This window comes from Streptomyces humi (genome assembly GCF_001005085.2).
Lineage (GTDB): Bacteria > Actinomycetota > Actinomycetes > Streptomycetales > Streptomycetaceae > Streptomyces > Streptomyces humi.
The window spans coordinates 1-15,903 of record NZ_LBMU02000081.1 but is presented as its reverse complement, the minus strand read 5'-3'; the positions used below and the strand labels follow the sequence as shown (position 1 = coordinate 15,903).

12 protein-coding genes and 2 pseudogenes are annotated in these 15,903 nt (G+C 71.0%); 7 read left to right on the top strand and 7 right to left on the bottom strand.

Features of this window, described 5'->3' with window-relative positions:
* Positions 1-40: 40 nt before the first annotated feature.
* Positions 41-601, top strand: coding sequence for a hypothetical protein (locus AAW13_RS32250; RefSeq protein ID WP_046730855.1), 561 nt, complete (start codon positions 41-43; stop codon positions 599-601).
* A gap of 33 nt (positions 602-634) precedes the next feature.
* Here AAW13_RS32250 and AAW13_RS32245 read toward each other — a convergent pair whose 3' ends face one another.
* Entirely contained in the window at positions 635-1,321 is a 687-nt protein-coding gene (locus AAW13_RS32245) for a response regulator (protein ID WP_046730856.1), read from the bottom strand.
* On the bottom strand, positions 1,321-2,949 hold the full coding sequence (locus tag AAW13_RS32240; RefSeq protein WP_046730857.1) for a sensor histidine kinase: 1,629 nt from the start codon (positions 2,947-2,949) through the stop codon (positions 1,321-1,323). Before AAW13_RS32240 ends, AAW13_RS32245 begins: the two co-directional genes overlap by 1 nt.
* A 237-nt stretch (positions 2,950-3,186) precedes the next feature.
* On the opposite strand from AAW13_RS32240, the gene AAW13_RS32235 reads away from it, so the two are divergent.
* A complete protein-coding gene (locus AAW13_RS32235) occupies positions 3,187-4,578 on the top strand; it encodes a cation:dicarboxylate symporter family transporter (RefSeq protein WP_046730867.1) in 1,392 nt (463 codons plus the stop codon).
* A gap of 120 nt (positions 4,579-4,698) precedes the next feature.
* Here the strand turns inward: AAW13_RS32235 and AAW13_RS32230 are convergent, their stop codons facing one another.
* A complete protein-coding gene (locus tag AAW13_RS32230; RefSeq protein WP_046730858.1) occupies positions 4,699-5,325 on the bottom strand; it encodes a TetR/AcrR family transcriptional regulator in 627 nt (208 codons plus the stop codon).
* 161 nt (positions 5,326-5,486) lie between these two features.
* Between AAW13_RS32230 and AAW13_RS46115 the strand changes: the two are divergent.
* From AAW13_RS46115 to AAW13_RS32210, 5 genes and pseudogenes are all read left to right on the top strand, one after another.
* Positions 5,487-5,708: pseudogene (locus AAW13_RS46115) on the top strand (hypothetical protein); the annotation flags it as partial.
* 258 nt (positions 5,709-5,966) lie between these two features.
* Positions 5,967-6,740, top strand: a complete 774-nt coding sequence (locus AAW13_RS32225) for a DUF2127 domain-containing protein (protein ID WP_046730859.1) — start codon at positions 5,967-5,969, stop codon at positions 6,738-6,740.
* A gap of 29 nt (positions 6,741-6,769) precedes the next feature.
* Positions 6,770-7,198 (top strand): MerR family transcriptional regulator, encoded by a 429-nt coding sequence (locus tag AAW13_RS32220; RefSeq protein WP_046730860.1) that lies wholly within the window; start codon positions 6,770-6,772, stop codon positions 7,196-7,198.
* A 14-nt stretch (positions 7,199-7,212) separates the two neighbouring features.
* A complete protein-coding gene (locus AAW13_RS32215) occupies positions 7,213-7,530 on the top strand; it encodes a thioredoxin family protein (RefSeq protein WP_206306303.1) in 318 nt (105 codons plus the stop codon).
* Between the two features lie 178 nt (positions 7,531-7,708).
* On the top strand, positions 7,709-9,940 hold the full coding sequence (locus AAW13_RS32210) for a HelD family protein (protein ID WP_071659749.1): 2,232 nt from the start codon (positions 7,709-7,711) through the stop codon (positions 9,938-9,940).
* 72 nt (positions 9,941-10,012) lie between these two features.
* On the opposite strand, the gene glgB is transcribed toward AAW13_RS32210, so the two are convergent.
* The 4 genes and pseudogenes from glgB to AAW13_RS32190 all read right to left on the bottom strand — a co-directional run.
* On the bottom strand, positions 10,013-12,199 hold the full coding sequence (gene glgB, locus AAW13_RS32205) for a 1,4-alpha-glucan branching enzyme (RefSeq protein ID WP_046730862.1): 2,187 nt from the start codon (positions 12,197-12,199) through the stop codon (positions 10,013-10,015).
* A gap of 17 nt (positions 12,200-12,216) precedes the next feature.
* The gene (locus AAW13_RS32200) at positions 12,217-13,596 is read right to left on the bottom strand and encodes a maltokinase N-terminal cap-like domain-containing protein (RefSeq protein WP_046730863.1); all 1,380 of its coding nucleotides are present in this window, start codon (positions 13,594-13,596) and stop codon (positions 12,217-12,219) included.
* 191 nt (positions 13,597-13,787) lie between these two features.
* Positions 13,788-15,491: a maltose alpha-D-glucosyltransferase gene (treS, locus tag AAW13_RS32195; RefSeq protein WP_071659748.1), complete on the bottom strand. Its 1,704-nt coding sequence runs from the start codon at positions 15,489-15,491 to the stop codon at positions 13,788-13,790.
* A pseudogene (locus AAW13_RS32190) lies at positions 15,488-15,903 on the bottom strand (DUF3459 domain-containing protein); the annotation flags it as partial. The gene treS and the pseudogene AAW13_RS32190, both read right to left, overlap by 4 nt.

Below are 15,903 nucleotides of genomic sequence, written 5' to 3'. Positions count from 1 at the left end.
CGTGACGCCAGTGGCGGAAAGAGACGAGCGGGGGAGCCGTATGCCGGAGCAGGGTGTGACCGTGGGGCAGTTGTTGCTTGCCGAGTACCAGACGGTCAAGGACGAGCAGAAGGCGCGGATCGGGTTCCGGGACAACCTGCTGTACGTGACGCTCGGAGTGGTGGCCGCCGTCATCGCCGCGGCGGCGCAGGCCAAGCAGGCCTCGATGCTGCTGGCGTTGCCACCGGTGTGCGTGGTGCTCGGGTGGACGTACCTGGTCAACGACGAGAAGATCTCGGCGATCGGCCACTACGTGCGCGAGGAACTGGGGCCGCGGCTCGCACGACTCGCTGCCGCTGAGGCCGACTTCGCCACCTTCGGCTGGGAGGCGTACCACCGGACCGACGTCCGGCGGCGGTCCCGCAAGAGGATCCAGGCCGCGATCGACCTGACCGCGTTCTGCGCGGTGCCGCTCGCGGCCCTGGTGGTGTTCTGGGCGGGCGGTGACGGGGGCGGGCCGCTCGTCGTGCTGTCGGTGCTGGAGGCCCTCGCGGTGGCCGGGTTCGGGGTGCAGGTGCTGCTGTACACGAGGCCGGCGCGACCGGCACGGACCCCGGCCTGACGTCGTACCGTCGACGCACTCCGGCCGGTGTCCTCAGCGCTTGCCCCAGCGGTAGACCAACTCCGGCCGTCCCACCTGTCCGTACAGTGGGCTGCGGCCCGCCCGGCCCGCCTCCACCAGGTGTTCCAGGTAGCGGCGGGCCGTGATCCGCGAGATCCCCACGCCCTCCGCCAGCGCCGCCGCGGTGAGGCCCTCCTCGGCCTCCCGCAACGCGACCGTCACCCGTTCCAGGGTCGGCGCGCTCAGGCCCTTCGGAAGTGCCGCGGGGGTCGGTGCGCGCAGCGCCGCGAGGGCGCGGTCCACCTCGTCCTGGCCGCTCGCCTCGCCCACCGCCGCCCGGAACTCCGAGTACCGGGTCAGCCGGTCCCGGAGCGTCGCGAAGGTGAACGGCTTCAGGACGTACTGGACGACACCCAGCGACACGCCCTCCCGCACGACCGCCAGGTCCCGCGCCGACGTCACCGCTATGACGTCGGCCTGATGCCCGGCCGCCCGCAGGGAACGGGCGAACTGGAGGCCGTGCACGTCCGGCAGATGCAGGTCCAGGAGCAGCAGGTCCACCGGGGTACGGTCCAGGATGCGCCGGGCCTCCGCCCCCGTGTGCGCCTTCCCCACCGCCACGAATCCCGGCACCCGCCCGACGTACATCACGTGCGCGTCCGCGGCCACCGGGTCGTCCTCGACGACGAGCACCCGGATCGGGTCACCACCGGTCGTCATCACGCCTCGCCCCCGGACGCCGGCTGTGCCTTCCGCAACGGCAGCCGTACCTCGAACACCGCGCCGCCCTCCGGTGCCTCCGCCACGGTGAGCGTCCCCTCCAGGCGCGTGACCGCCTGCCGGACCAGGGCCAGGCCCAGCCCCCGGCCGCCCGGTCCCGCCGGCTTCGTGGAGAAGCCGCGCTGGAACACCAGTTCCGCGTGCGCGGGGTCGACCCCCGCCCCCGTGTCCGTCACCCTCATCACCAGCTCGGCATCCTCCGCGTAGGCGGTCACCGTCACGCGTGCCCCCACCGACCCCTGGGCCGCGTCCACCGCGTTGTCGATCAGGTTGCCGAGGATGGTCACCAGATCGCGTGCCGACAGGCTCTCCGGTAGCAAACCGTCATCCAGCCGGCTCTCGTCCGAGACCACCAGCTCCACGCCCCGCTCGTTGGCCTGGGCCGTCTTGCCCAGCAGCAACGCGGCGAGGACCGGCTCGCCGACGGCGGACACCACCTGGTCCGTCAGGGCCTGCGCCAGCTCCAGTTCGGCCGTGGCGAAGTCGACGGCCTCCGCGGCCCGCCCCAGCTCGATCAGGGAGACGACGGTGTGCAGGCGGTTCGCCGCCTCGTGCGCCTGCGAGCGCAGTGCCTGCGTGAAACCCCGCTCCGAGTCCAACTCGCCCATCAGCGACTGGAGTTCGGTGACGTCCCGGAGGGTGACGACGGTGCCCCGGCGTTCGCCGCCCGAGACCGGCGAGGTGTTCACCACCAGGACCCGGTCCGCCGTGAGGTGCACCTCGTCCATGCGGGGCTCGGAGGACAGCAGCGCGCCCGTGAGCGGGGCCGGCAGCCCCAGCCCGGCCACCGAGCGGCCCACGACCTCCTCCTCCGTGCCCACGCCCAGCAACTCCCGGCCCCCGTCGTTGATCAGCGCCACCCGGTACTGGCCGTCCAGCATCAGCAGACCCTCCCGCACCGCGTGCAGTGCCGCCTCGTGGTAGTCGTGCATCCGGCTCAGCTCCGCCGCGTTCATCCCGTGGGTGTGGCGGCGCAGCCGGGCGTTGATGACGTAGGTGCCCAGCGCGCCCAGCACCAGGGCGCCCGCCGCCACCCCGAACAGCGCCGTCACCTGTTCCTGGACCCGCTGGCTGATCGCCTCCACCTTGATGCCGGCGCTCACCAGGCCGATCACCCGGCCGTTCTCCTCCACCGGCGTCACCGTGCGCACCGACGCGCCGAGCGTGCCCTTGTAGGTCTCGCTGTAGGTGCGGCCGTGCTGGGCCGCGTCGATGTGACCGAGGTAGCGCTTGCCGATCTGGTGGTAGTCGGGGTGGGTCCAGCGGATGCCGTCCGGGGTCATGATCGTGATGAAGTCGACCTCGGTGTCCCGCATGACCTGGAGGGCGTACGGCTGGAGCCGCGCGGAGGGGTCCGAGGTGTGGATCGCCGCGGGGACCGAGGGGGAGTCGGCCACCGACCGGGCCACGGCGGTCGCCTGCCGGGTCGCCGCCTCCTCCGCCTGGTGCCGGTCGCTGACATAGGTGAAGAGCGCGTATCCGGCCACGACCACGGCTATCAGCACGGCCTGCATGGCGAAGAGCTGGCCGGCCAGGCTGCGCGGTCCGGGGACACGGGGCATGTGCATGGACTCAGTGTGCCTCGCCCCGATCGGCGGCCTTTCCCGCAGCTCGCCCCCACGGCTTCGCCGGCTCCGATGTACTCAATGAACACAAGGGTGACCGGCCTCACAGGGCAGGAGATAGTCACCGCAACGAGGAATGAACGGAAGTCGGACAGTCGGTTCCGGCCAGGACTTCCGCTCCTCCGAAGCCGCACCCCACCCCATCCCCCGGACGTGAGCCGCACGCCGGTGATGCCGACGATGACGTCAAGGAGGCGAGCCGTGACGACGACGCCAACGGCACCAGCCGCACCCACCGCCAAGAGAGACCGCACCCACTACCTCTACATCGCGGTGATCGTCGCCGTGGCGCTCGGTATCGTCGTGGGGCTGGTCTGGCCCGACGCCGGGGTCGAGCTCAAGCCCCTCGGAACCGGGTTCGTCAACCTGATCAAGATGATGATCTCGCCGATCATCTTCTGCACGATCGTGCTCGGCATCGGCTCGGTTCGGAAGGCCGCGAAGGTCGGTGCCGTCGGCGGTATCGCGCTCGGCTACTTCCTGGTGATGTCCCTGGTCGCGCTGGCCATCGGCCTCGTCGTCGGCAACATCCTGCACCCCGGTGACGGGCTGCACCTCACCAACGCCATCAAGGCGACCGGGCACAGCCAGGTGGACTCCGAGGCGCTGGGCCCCGTCGACTTCGTGCTGTCGATCATCCCGACCACCTTCGTGTCCGCCTTCACCGAGGGCCAGGTGCTCCAGACGCTGCTCATCGCGCTGCTCGCCGGGTTCGCTTTGCAGGCCATGGGCTCGGTCGGCCAGCCGGTGCTGCGCGGAGTCGAGCACATCCAGCGGCTCGTCTTCCGCATCCTGGGCATGATCATGTGGGCCGCCCCGATCGGTGCGTTCGGCGCCATCGCGGCGGTGGTCGGGTCCGCCGGTCTCGACGCGCTGAAGAGCCTCGCCGTGCTGATGCTCGGCTTCTACGTGACCTGTGTGCTCTTCGTCTTCATCGTGCTCGGCGCGCTGCTGCGGATCGTGGCCGGACTGAACATCTTCACGCTCTTCAAGTACCTGGCCCGCGAGTTCCTGCTGATCCTGTCCACCTCCTCCTCCGAGTCCGCGCTGCCGCGGCTCATCGCGAAGATGGAGCACCTGGGTGTCAGCAAGGCCGTGGTCGGCATCACCGTCCCGACCGGCTACTCCTTCAACCTCGACGGCACCATGATCTACATGACCATGGCGTCCCTGTACATCGCCGACGCCCTCGGTACGCCGATGTCGGTCGGTGAGCAGATCCCGCTGCTGCTCTTCCTGCTGCTGGCCTCCAAGGGCGCGGCGGGCGTCAGCGGCGCCGGTCTGGCCACGCTGGCCGGCGGTCTTCAGTCGCACAAGCCGGCGCTGGTCGACGGTGTCGGACTGATCGTCGGCATCGACCGCTTCATGAGCGAGGCGCGTGCCCTGACGAACTTCGCGGGCAACTCGGTCGCCACCGTCCTGATCGGCACCTGGACCAAGGACATCGACAAGGCCCGGATGCAGCAGGTGCTCGCCGGCGAGCTGCCGTTCGACGAGAAGACGCTGCTGGACGAGGGCGAGAACGGCACACCCGAACTGCCCGAGCAGCGCGAGGAGCTGGCGAAGGCCTGAGCGCCACGGGCGCCACGAACACCGGACGTCCGGCCCGGCCTGAACCCGGGCCGGCCGTCCGGTCACCGCTCTCCGGGCGGCTGAGGACTCCCCCCGTGTCTCAGCCGCCCGGAGGCATGTCTACCGGCTCGACCCGGCCACCAGCGCGGTGGCCTCCGAGGCGGGCACGCCCGCCGCGGTCAGTACGCTGACCGCGGCGGCGCGGCCCGCCTCCCGCGCGTCCAGCAGGCCGTCGTTCACCGCCTCCATCACCGCGAACAGCAGCTGCTCGTGGACGTACGCCAGCGCCGGCGCCGGCAACGGCGAGGTGAACACGCCCTCGTCCAGGCCGCGTTGCAGCACCGCCACCTTGTTCTCGCGCAGTGGCGCCAGCCGGTCGCGGATGCCCTGCACGGTGACCGTGCGCTGGGCGAGGCCGATCAGCAGCCGGTAGCGGTCGGCGATCTCCCAGATCGCCAGCACCGACCGGGCCACGGCCTCCGCCGGGTCCGCCGTCTCCCTGCGGGCCCCGGCGTCCGCGGCCGTCAGCGCCTCCACCGCGCCGTCGACGAGCGTGCCGATCAGCGCCTCCCGGCTGGGGAAGTGGCCGTACACGGTCCGGCGTACCACCCCGGCGGCGCGTGCGATCTGGTCCATCGAGGCGTCGGGGTCGTGCAGCAGCTCGGCGAGGGCGACGTCGAGGATGCGACGCCGGTTGGCGTCGGCGCGGGCGCTGGCACCCGTGTTACCGGTGGTCATGGCTGTCATTCTGCCTGCCCCGCGAGGCTCTGCACGGTCCCTCCGCAAGGGCTTCACCTCCCCCATTTGCACAGTGCTGTGCAGACCCCCTGCATTGCACGCGGTTATGTAATTGCACGCCATTGTGCAAGTCGTACGCGTCCGCGAGGAAGGCGATCCCTGCCATGCGACTCGTGATGGCCGACACCGCCCTCACGGTCGCCGCGCCCGACATGACCGCCGACCCGGGGCTCAGCAGCTCCGACCGCTGGGGGCACCTCCCACGTGTCTAGCAGTGGGGGAGGGTCATCGACGGCTACACCGTCCCGTACGCCGCCCTGATGCTGCTGCTCGGCGCGATCGGCGACGAGTACAGCCGCCGGGGAGCGCTCGTCCTGGACCTGGTCGCCTTCGTCCTCTGGGAACTGCGCCACCCGCGTCCGGTCCTGGACGTCCGCCGCTTCGCCCACCGCCGCTTCGCCGGCTCCCGTCGGGACCGTGCTGCTGTCGGGGCGCGGCAAGGCCCGCACGGAGGTCCCGGCCGAGGAAAGGGAGTTGGCCGACGCCGGGGCCCGCTGACCCCGGCCGCCGTTTCTCACCCGGATCCACTAACGTGCCGCTCCGGACCAACCGGAACGGCACGTTGGCATTCCTGGCAGGAGGCACGGGGGATGAAGATCGACTGGGATCGGCGGCACTGCGCGCGCAAGGGGCACGTCACCTACGCACCGGACGACCCGCGGCTGCGGGTGCGGCTGCACGCCCAGACCGCGGTCGGGGACGTGTGGCGGTGTCTGCGCTGCGGTGACTTCGTGCTCGGCGAGCCGCACGGCTCGGGACCGGCCGCGGACGCCCCGCTGGTGCCGCGCGGAAAGGTGCTGCGGGACCTGTTCATCCTGCGGTTCCTGGCGGTCGAGCGGGCCGTGCGGGGCGTGTTCATCGTGCTGGTCGCGGTCGCGGTGTGGAAATTCAGCAACAGCCAGGACGCGGTACGACGGCTGTTCAACGAGTACCTGGACACCTTCCGGCCGGTCTTCAGGCACTTCCACTACGACCTCGACCATTCACCAATCGTCGGCTCCATCCAGAAGGCCTTCGGATACAGACACTCCACGCTGCTGCTGGTGGCCGGAGTACTGCTGGCGTACGCGCTGATCGAACTCGTCGAAGCGGTCGGCCTCTGGTACGCCAAGCGCTGGGCGGAATACCTGACCGTGGTCGCCACCGCCGCGTTCCTGCCGCTGGAGATCTGGGAACTCACCGAGAAAGTGAGCTATCTGAAGATCGCGACGCTGGTGCTGAACATCCTCGCCGTGCTCTACATCGCCCTCGCCAAGCGGCTGTTCGGGCTGCGCGGCGGCCGCCGGGCCTTCGACGAGGAACGGCACAGCGCCTCGCTGCTGGAGGTCGAGGAGTCGGCCGGGCTGCAACCGACCTTGCCTTGACGCCGACGTCAAGGCCTACGGTCGTACCCATGCGCATCGGCGAGCTGGCCGCGCGGGCCGGGACCACCACACGCACCCTGCGGTACTACGAGGCGCGTGGGCTGCTGCCCGCGCGGCGGGCCGACAACGGCCACCGGACGTACGACGAGAGCGACCTGCGGCTGCTCACGCAGATCCGGACGCTCCAGGACTTCGGGTTCGAGCTGGAGGAGACCCGGCCCTTCGTGGAGTGTCTGCGGGCCGGGCATCCAGAGGGCGACACCTGCCCCGCCTCGCTCGCGGTCTACCGGCGCAAGCTGGCGGAGCTGGACTCGCTGATCGGCGAGTTGCGGACGGTGCGGGCGACGGTCGGGGCCCAGCTGGAGCGGGCCGAGCGGGCCCGAGCCGGGCTGGCCGCCGAGGCGCTGGTTCCGGGGGGCCCGGAACCGGTGTGCGAGCTGGGAGGGACCTACCCATGATCAAGGCGGCGGGTGTGGCCGAGGTGACGGACGCGGACTTCGCGGCGGAGGTGATCGGGGCGGAGCTGCCGGTGCTGGTGGAGTTCACCGCGGACTGGTGCCCGCCGTGCCGGCAGATGGGGCCGGTGCTGACGGCGCTGGCCGCGGAGGAGGGCGAGCGGCTGAAGGTGGTCCAGCTGGACGTGGACACCAATCCGGAGACGACGAACGCCTACAAGGTGCTGTCGATGCCCACGTTCATGGTCTTCCGCGGCGGGGAGCCGGTGCGGTCGATGGTGGGCGCCCGGCCGAAGCGGCGGCTGATCGAGGAACTGTCCGACGTGCTGGACTGAACCGGCCGGTTATACGAAGAATCCCCCGGGCAATTGCGCTCGGGGGATTTTCTTGCGTATATTCAAGAGTTCGTGACTTCACATCGAGCCAAGTCGGTGAGGTCGTGAAGAAGTTCAGTGGGCACAGTATATCCGGGCGGGAGCGGAATTGTCAAACACCGAATTTCCAGACGATGAATTGCGCCACGAGCAGGAATTCATCGACGGACTGTACGAACGGGTGGACGCGCTGCGCGGGGACACCGAGGGCGCGGTCGCGGACGCCCTCGCCCTCGGTGACAAGCCGATGCAGGCCCGACTGGAGCGGGACATCCTGGTCGCCGAACGCTCCGGACTGCTCGCCGCGCTGAACGCCGTGGACGGCTCCCTCTGCTTCGGCCGGATCGACCTGACCTCCGGCACCAGGCACCACATCGGCCGTATCGGGCTGCGCCTGGACGACGCCGAGCGCACCCCGGTCCTCGTCGACTGGCGTGCCGAGGTCGCCCGCCCCTTCTACCTGGCCACCGGCCACACCCCGATGGGCCTGCGGCGCCGCCGGCACATCGGCACGGACGGCCGCCGGGTCACCTCCCTGCACGACGAGATCCTGGACCTCGGCGACCGCGAGCGCACCGGGCACGAGGACCCGTCCGGCGACGCCGTGCTGCTCGCCGCCCTCGACTCGGCCCGCACCGGCCGGATGAACGACATCGTGCAGACCATCCAGGCCGAACAGGACGAGATCATCCGGGCACCGCACCGCGGGATCCTGGTGGTCGAGGGCGGACCCGGCACCGGCAAGACCGCGGTCGCGCTGCACCGCGCCGCCTTCCTCCTCTACGAACACCGCGAACTGCTCGCCAAGCGGGCGGTCCTGATCGTCGGCCCGAACCCCGCCTTCCTCGGCTACATCGGCGAGGTGCTGCCCTCGCTCGGCGAGACCGGTGTGCTCCTCGCGACGGTCGGCGAGCTGTTCCCCGGTGTGAAGGCGACGGCGGCGGACACCCCGCAGGCCGCCGCCGTGAAGGGGCGCGCGGACATGGCCGACGTGCTCGCCGCCGTCGTACGCGACCGGCAGGCGCTGCCCGACCCGGTGATCACCGTCGAGCACGACCGCGAGGTGCTGATGCTCGACGACGGCCTGGTCAACATGGCCCGCGAGCGCACCCGCGCCGCCCGGCTCCCGCACAATGTGGCCCGGGAGTACTTCGAGGGCCACATCCTCAACACCCTCACCGAGCTGTACGCCGAGCGGGTCGGCACCGACCCCTTCGACGGCAGCAGCCTGCTCGACGCCTCCGACATCACCCAGATCCGGGACGAACTCGCCGAGAACCCCGAGGTCTGGGCCGCCGTCGACCGGCTGTGGCCGCTGCTGACCCCGCGGCGCCTGGTCGCCGACTTCCTCGCCGCGCCCGACGGCTACCTCGGCGAGGCGGACGCGGCCGCGATCCGCCGCCCGGTGACACGCGCCTGGACGGTTTCGGACGTCCCGCTCCTCGACGAGGCGGCCGAGCTGCTGGGCGTCGACGAGCGCGTCGCCCGGGCCCGGGCGGAACGCGAGCGAGAAACGCAGATCGCGTACGCGCAGGGCGTGCTCGACGTGTCGTACGCCTCCCGGACCTACGAGTTCGACGACAAGGAGGACGACGACCCGGACGCCTCCGAGGTGCTGTCGGCGCACGACATCATCGACGCCGAACGCTTCGCCGAACGCCAGGAGGAGGAGGACTTCCGCAGCGCGGCGGAGCGGGCCGCGGCCGACCGGACATGGGCGTTCGGGCACATCATCGTGGACGAGGCGCAGGAGCTCTCCCCGATGGCGTGGCGGCTGCTGATGCGCCGCAGCCCGACCCGTTCGATGACCCTGGTCGGTGATCCGGTCCAGACGGCGGAGGCGGCGGGCGTCGGCTCCTGGTCGAAGATCCTCGAACCGTACGTGGCGGACCGCTGGGAGCACACCCGCCTCGGCGTCAACTACCGCACCCCGTCCGAGATCATGGACCTCGCGGCGGCCGTGGTCCGCGCCCAGCACCCGGACTTCGAACCGCCGAGCTCGGTCCGTTCGACGGGCGTGCACCCCTGGGTCCGGCGGGTGCACGACGACCTGCCGGGCGCGGTCGGCAAGGCGGTGGCCGAACTCGTGCCCACGGAGGGCCGGTTGGCGGTGATCGCCCCACGCGACCTGCACCGCTCCCTGGCCGCCCGCCTGGACGGCGTCACGGCCGGCACCGAACCCGACCTCACCCGCCGGGTCGTCCTCCTGGACCCCCGCCAGGCCAAGGGACTGGAGTTCGACTCGGTCCTGGTGGTGGAACCGTCCCGGTACGGCACGAGCGACCTGTACGTGGCCCTGACCCGCGCCACCCAGCGACTGGGGGTGCTGCACACCGGGGGGCTGCCGGCGGGCCTGGCCGACGCCGGGTGACCACGCGAGTGATCACTCGGGCGACCATGGCGGAGGAGGCCCCGCGGGCCTCCTCCCCGGCCGCCGGGGACCTCAGGCCGGCCGCAGCCACACCGTGGCGAGCGGGGGCAGGGTCAGGCGGATGGCCGCCGGGCGGCCGTGGGCGGGGTGGGGTTCGGGCTTGACGGGGTCGGGGTTGGTGATGCCGCTGCCGCCGTAGCCGGCCGCGTCCGTGTTGAGGGCCTCGTGCCACGCAGGGACGTCGTCCGGGACACCGAGCCGGTAGTCGTGGCGGACCACGGGGGAGAAGTGGGAGACCGCGAGGAGCGGGGTGCCGTCCGCGTCGTACCTCAGGAACGCGAGGACGTTGTCCTCGGCCGCTTCGCCCGCGACCCACTGGAAACCGGCGGGGGACGTGTCCCGCTGCCAGAGGGCCGGGGTCCCCCGGTAGACCGTGTTGAGGTCACGGACCAGGTCCCGTACACCCCGGTGCTCGGCCGCGGCGCCGTACGCCGGGTCCAGCAGCCACCAGTCCGGGCCGTGCACCTCCGACCACTCCGCGCCCTGTGCGAACTCCTGTCCCATGAAGAGGAGTTGCTTGCCCGGGTGGGCCCACATGAAGCCCAGGTAGGCGCGCTCGCCGGCGCGCTGCTGCCACCAGTCGCCCGGCATCTTCGAGACCAGTGAACGCTTCCCGTGCACCACCTCGTCGTGGGAGATGGGCAACACGTAGTTCTCGCTGTACGCGTACACCATCGAGAAGGTCATCTCGTGGTGGTGGTACCTGCGGTGCACCGGCTCGTGGGCCATGTACTCCAGCGAGTCGTGCATCCAGCCCATGTTCCACTTCAGCCCGAAGCCGAGGCCCCCGGCGTCGGTCGGCCGGGTGACGCCCTCCCAGGCCGTCGACTCCTCGGCGATCGTGACCACGCCCGGGGCCCGCCGGTACACCGTCGCGTTCATCTCCTGGAGGAACGCCACCGCGTCCAGGTTCTCCCGGCCGCCGTGCTCGTTGGGCGTCCACTGGCCCGGCTCGCGCGAGTAGTCGAGGTAGAGCATCGAGGCGACCGCGTCCACCCGCAGCCCGTCGATGTGGAACTCCTCGCACCAGTACACGGCGTTCGCCACCAGGAAGTTGCGCACCTCCCGGCGGCCGAAGTCGAACTCCAGGGTGCCCCAGTCGGGGTGCGCGGCCCGCAGCGGATCCGAGTGCTCGTACAGCGGACGGCCGTCGAACTCCGCCAACGCCCAGTCGTCGCGCGGGAAGTGCGCCGGCACCCAGTCCATGATCACGCCGATGCCGGCCCGGTGCAGCGCGTCCACCAGGTACCTGAAGTCGTCCGGGGTGCCGAGCCGGGCCGTCGGCGCGTAGAAGCCGGTGACCTGGTAGCCCCACGAGCCGCCGAACGGGTGCTCGGCGACCGGCATCAGCTCGACGTGTGTGAAGCCCAGTTCGCCGACGTAGGCGGGCAGCTGCTCGGCCAGGTCGCGATAGGTCAGGCCCGGGCGCCAGGACGGCAGGTGCACCTCGTAGACCGAGAAGGGCGCCTCGTGGACGGGCGTGTCGGCCCGGTGCTTCATCCACTGCCCGTCCGTCCACTCGTGGTGGGACGCGTGGACGATCGACGACGTGCTCGGCGGGGCCTCGGTACGACGGGCCATGGGGTCCGCGCGCAGGGTGTGGGAACCGTCCGGGCGGGTGATGTCGAACTTGTACAGCTCGCCCTCGCCGATCCCCGGCACGAACAGCTCCCAGACCCCGGAGGAGCCGAGCGAGCGCATCGGATACCCGGTGCCGTCCCAGAAGTTGAAACCGCCGGCCAGCCGCACGCCCCGCGCGTTCGGCGCCCACACCGTGAACCGGGTGCCGGACACGCCCTGGTGGGTCATGGGATGCGCGCCCAGCACCTCCCACAGCCGCTCGTGCCGGCCCTCGCCGAGCAGATGCAGGTCCAGGTCGCCGAGCGTGGGCAGGAAACGGTACGCGTCCTCGGCCTCCTGGACCGTCCCGTCGTACTCCACCAGCAGCCGGTAGACCGGCACGTCGGAGAGCGGGAGCAGGGCGGAGAAGAAGCCGTCGCCGTCGTCGTGCAGTTCGGCCCGCAGATCCCGGCCGGCGACGACCGTCACCGCGCGGGCGTACGGCCGGAACGCGCGCACGGCTATCCCGCCGCCCGGCACCGGGTGGGCGCCCAGCACCGAGTGCGGGTCGTGGTGCGTGCCGAGTTGCAGCCGATCGCGGTCGTCGGGTGCTACGGATACGGACTTCGTGGAGGTCACGGACGCGTCTCCCGGGATCAGGTCGGGTCGGAGGTGGCGAGGCGGTGGACTGCCGACAGGGGCACGGCGAGCCAGTCGGGGCGGTGCCGGGCCTCGTAGACGACCTCGTAGACGGCCTTGTCGGTCTCGTAGGCCCGCAGCAGGACGGGGTCGGTGCGGGGGTCGGTGCCGGTGATCTCGGCGTAGCCGGAACAGTAGGCCGCCCGGCACCGGTTCGCCCAGCCCTCGGCGGCCGAGGTCGCCGAGTGGGCCGCGTAGTCGAAGGACCGCAGCATCCCGGCGATGTCCCGCACCGGCGGCTGCGGCAGCCGGCGTTCGGCCAGCGGCCGGGCGGGCTCCCCCTCGAAGTCGATCAGCGACCACTCCCCGGACGGCGCGCGCAGGCACTGCCCCAGGTGCAGGTCGCCGTGCACCCGCTGGGCGGTCCAGGTGCGGCCCTCGGCGGCCAGGTCGGCCAGTGCCGTGTAGGCGGACCGCAGCCCGTCCTCGTACGGCCGCAGCGCCGGGACCGCCTGCACGGCCGCCGCCAGCCGCTCGGTCATGCCGTCGACCAGCGGCTCCAGCCGGCTGTGGCCGAGGGTGACGGTGGGCAGCGCGTCGGCCAGGGCCGTGTGCACCTCGGCGGTGGCCCGGCCCAGCGCCCGCGCCTCGGCGGCGAAGTCCTCACCCTTGGCCAGCTCGCGCAGCGCCAGCTCCCAGCCGTCGGTCGCGCCGCGCAGGAACGGTTGCAGCACGCCCAGGACGTACGAGGCGCCGGGTTCGTCGGCCGGCTCCGCGCGCAGCCACGCGGTCGGGGCCGGTACCCGGGCACAGCCCTCGCGGGCCAGCGCCAGGGGGATCTCCAGGTCGGGGTTGACGCCGGGCACCACCCGGCGCAACAGCTTCAGAATAAACGTATCTCCGTAGACGACCGAGGAGTTGGACTGCTCGGCGGTCAGCAGGCGGGCCGCAAGCCCGTCGCGTATCTCCCGGCCGGGAGCCCGTTCGAAGCACAGGGACCCGATGCGGGCCCGCGTGCGCAGCGCCTCCAGGAGCACCTCGGCGGGCCGCGGGTCGTACAGGGCGTCGTAGACCGTGTGGCCGGCCAGCGGGCCGTCGGGTACGTGGCCGATCAGCGCGGGCGCCAGCCGGGGTGGCAGCGCCTCGCGCACGCCTATGAGGAGCTGGTAGCAGTCGCCGGCCTCGGCGGGGGCGGGCGGCTGCTCGGTACGGACCAGCAGATGGTGCAGGCCCACCCTGCCGTCCGACGGCAGCAGCTCGGTCTCGGCGACCTGGGAGAAGCCGGTGACCGGGCGCCCCTTGCCCGCGAACCAGCGCTGCCTTGGCAGCCACTCGCGCAGCAGGGGGTCGAGCGAGGCGAGAAGAGCGGGCGTGGAGGGGGTGACCGTTTCCGCCATGGCGGTACGTCCTTTCCCCGGGTCGTCGGGGGTGTGAGTGATGCGTGCCCCGGGCGGGCCGGAGGAAACCGCCGCCGCCCGGGCTCTCGTTCATCGGGCCGTGTCTGCTGTCGGCCGTGTCCGCTACTGGACCGTGTCCGCTACTGGACCGTGTCCGCTATAGGGCCGTGTGCGCTACTGGGCCGTGTCCGCTACTGGGCCGTGTCCGCGCGCAGCCTGAACCAGTAGAAGCCGTGCCCCGCGAGGGTGAGCAGGTACGGCAGCTCGCCGATCGCCGGGAACCGCACCCCGCCGAACAGCTCCACCGGGTGCCGGCCGTTGAACTGCCGCAGGTCGAGCTCGGTGGGCTGGGCGAACCGGGAGAAGTTGTGGACACAGAGGACCAGGTCGTCCTCGTACTCCCGCAGGAACGCGATCACGGCCGGGTTGGTCGACTGGAGTTCGGTGTAGGTGCCCAGTCCGAAGGCGGGGTTCTGCTTGCGGATCTCGATCATGCGGCGGGTCCAGTGGAGCAGGGACGACGGCGAGGACATGGAGGCCTCGACGTTGGTGACCTGGTAGCCGTAGACCGGGTCCATGATCGTGGGCAGGTACAGGCGCCCCGGATCGGAGGACGAGAAGCCGGCGTTGCGGTCGGGGGTCCACTGCATGGGGGTGCGGACGGCGTCGCGGTCGCCGAGCCAGATGTTGTCGCCCATGCCGATCTCGTCGCCGTAGTAGAGGATCGGCGAGCCGGGCAGGGAGAGCAGCAGGGCGGTGAAGAGTTCGATCTGGTTGCGGTCGTTGTCGAGGAGGGGGGCGAGGCGGCGGCGGATGCCGATGTTGGCGCGCATACGCGGGTCCTTCGCGTATTCGGCCCACATGTAGTCGCGTTCCTCGTCGGTGACCATCTCCAGGGTCAGTTCGTCGTGGTTGCGCAGGAAGATGCCCCACTGGCAGCCGGAGGGGATGGCGGGGGTCTTGGCCAAAATCTCCGAGACGGGGTAGCGGGACTCCCGGCGCACGGCCATGAAGATCCGTGGCATCACGGGGAAATGGAACGCCATGTGGCACTCGTCGCCGCCGCTGCGGTAGTCGCCGAAGTAGTCGACGACGTCCTCCGGCCACTGGTTCGCCTCCGCGAGCAGCACCTTGTCCGGGTACTGGGCGTCGATCTCCTTGCGCACCCGCTTCAGGAAGTCGTGGGTCGCCGGCAGGTTCTCGCAGTTGGTGCCCTCGTGCTGGTAGAGGTACGGCACCGCGTCCAGGCGGAAGCCGTCGATGCCCAGGTCCAGCCAGAACCGCAGCGCGGAGATGATCTCCTCCTGGACGGCCGGGTTCTCGTAGTTGAGGTCCGGCTGGTGGGAGAAGAAGCGATGCCAGTAGTACTGCTTGCGGACCGGGTCGTAGGTCCAGTTGGACGCCTCGGTGTCGACGAAGATGATCCGGGCGTCCTGGTACTGCTTGTCGTCGTCCGCCCAGACGTAGTAGTCGCCGTACGGGCCGTCCGGGTCCTTCCTCGACTCCTGGAACCACGGGTGCTGGTCGCTGGTGTGGTTCATGACGAAGTCGATGATGACGCGCATACCGCGCTGGTGGGCGGCGTCGACGAACTCCACGAAGTCCGCCAGGTCGCCGAACTCCGGGAGGACGGCGGTGTAGTCGGACACGTCGTAACCGCCGTCCCGCAAGGGGGACTTGAAGAACGGTGGCAGCCAGAGGCAGTCGACGCCGAGCCACTGGAGGTAGTCGAGCTTGGCGGTCAGGCCCTTGAGGTCGCCGATGCCGTCGCCGTTGCTGTCCTGGAAGGAGCGCACCAGGACCTCGTAGAAGACCGCGCGTTTGAACCAGTCGGGGTCCCGGTCCTTGGCGGGAGTGTCCTCGAAGGTGTCCGGGACGGGTTCGTTGACGATCATTGTGTGGGTGACCCTCCGATCTGCGGGGACGGTCGCAGGACGGTGAGAACGTGCGCGGGCCGGTGTCCCGGATCCAGGCGCACATAGTTGGTCCTGCCCCAGTTGTAGGTCTCGCCGGTGAGCTCGTCGCGCACCGGCACCGACTCGTGCCAGTTCAGGCCGAGTTGCGGCATGTCCAACGAGACCGTGGCCTCCTGGGTGTGGTGGGGGTCGAGGTTGACGACCACCAGAACCGTGTTCGATCCGCTCCGCTTGCTGTAGACGATCACCGCTTCCTGGTCGGCGTGGTGGAAGTGGAGGTCGCGCAGCTGGCGCAGGGCCGGGCTGGCGCGCCGGACGGTGTTGAGGCGGGTGATGAGGGGGGCGATGCCGTCCGTCTCCGCGCGGTCCCAGTCGCGGGGTTTGAGCTGGT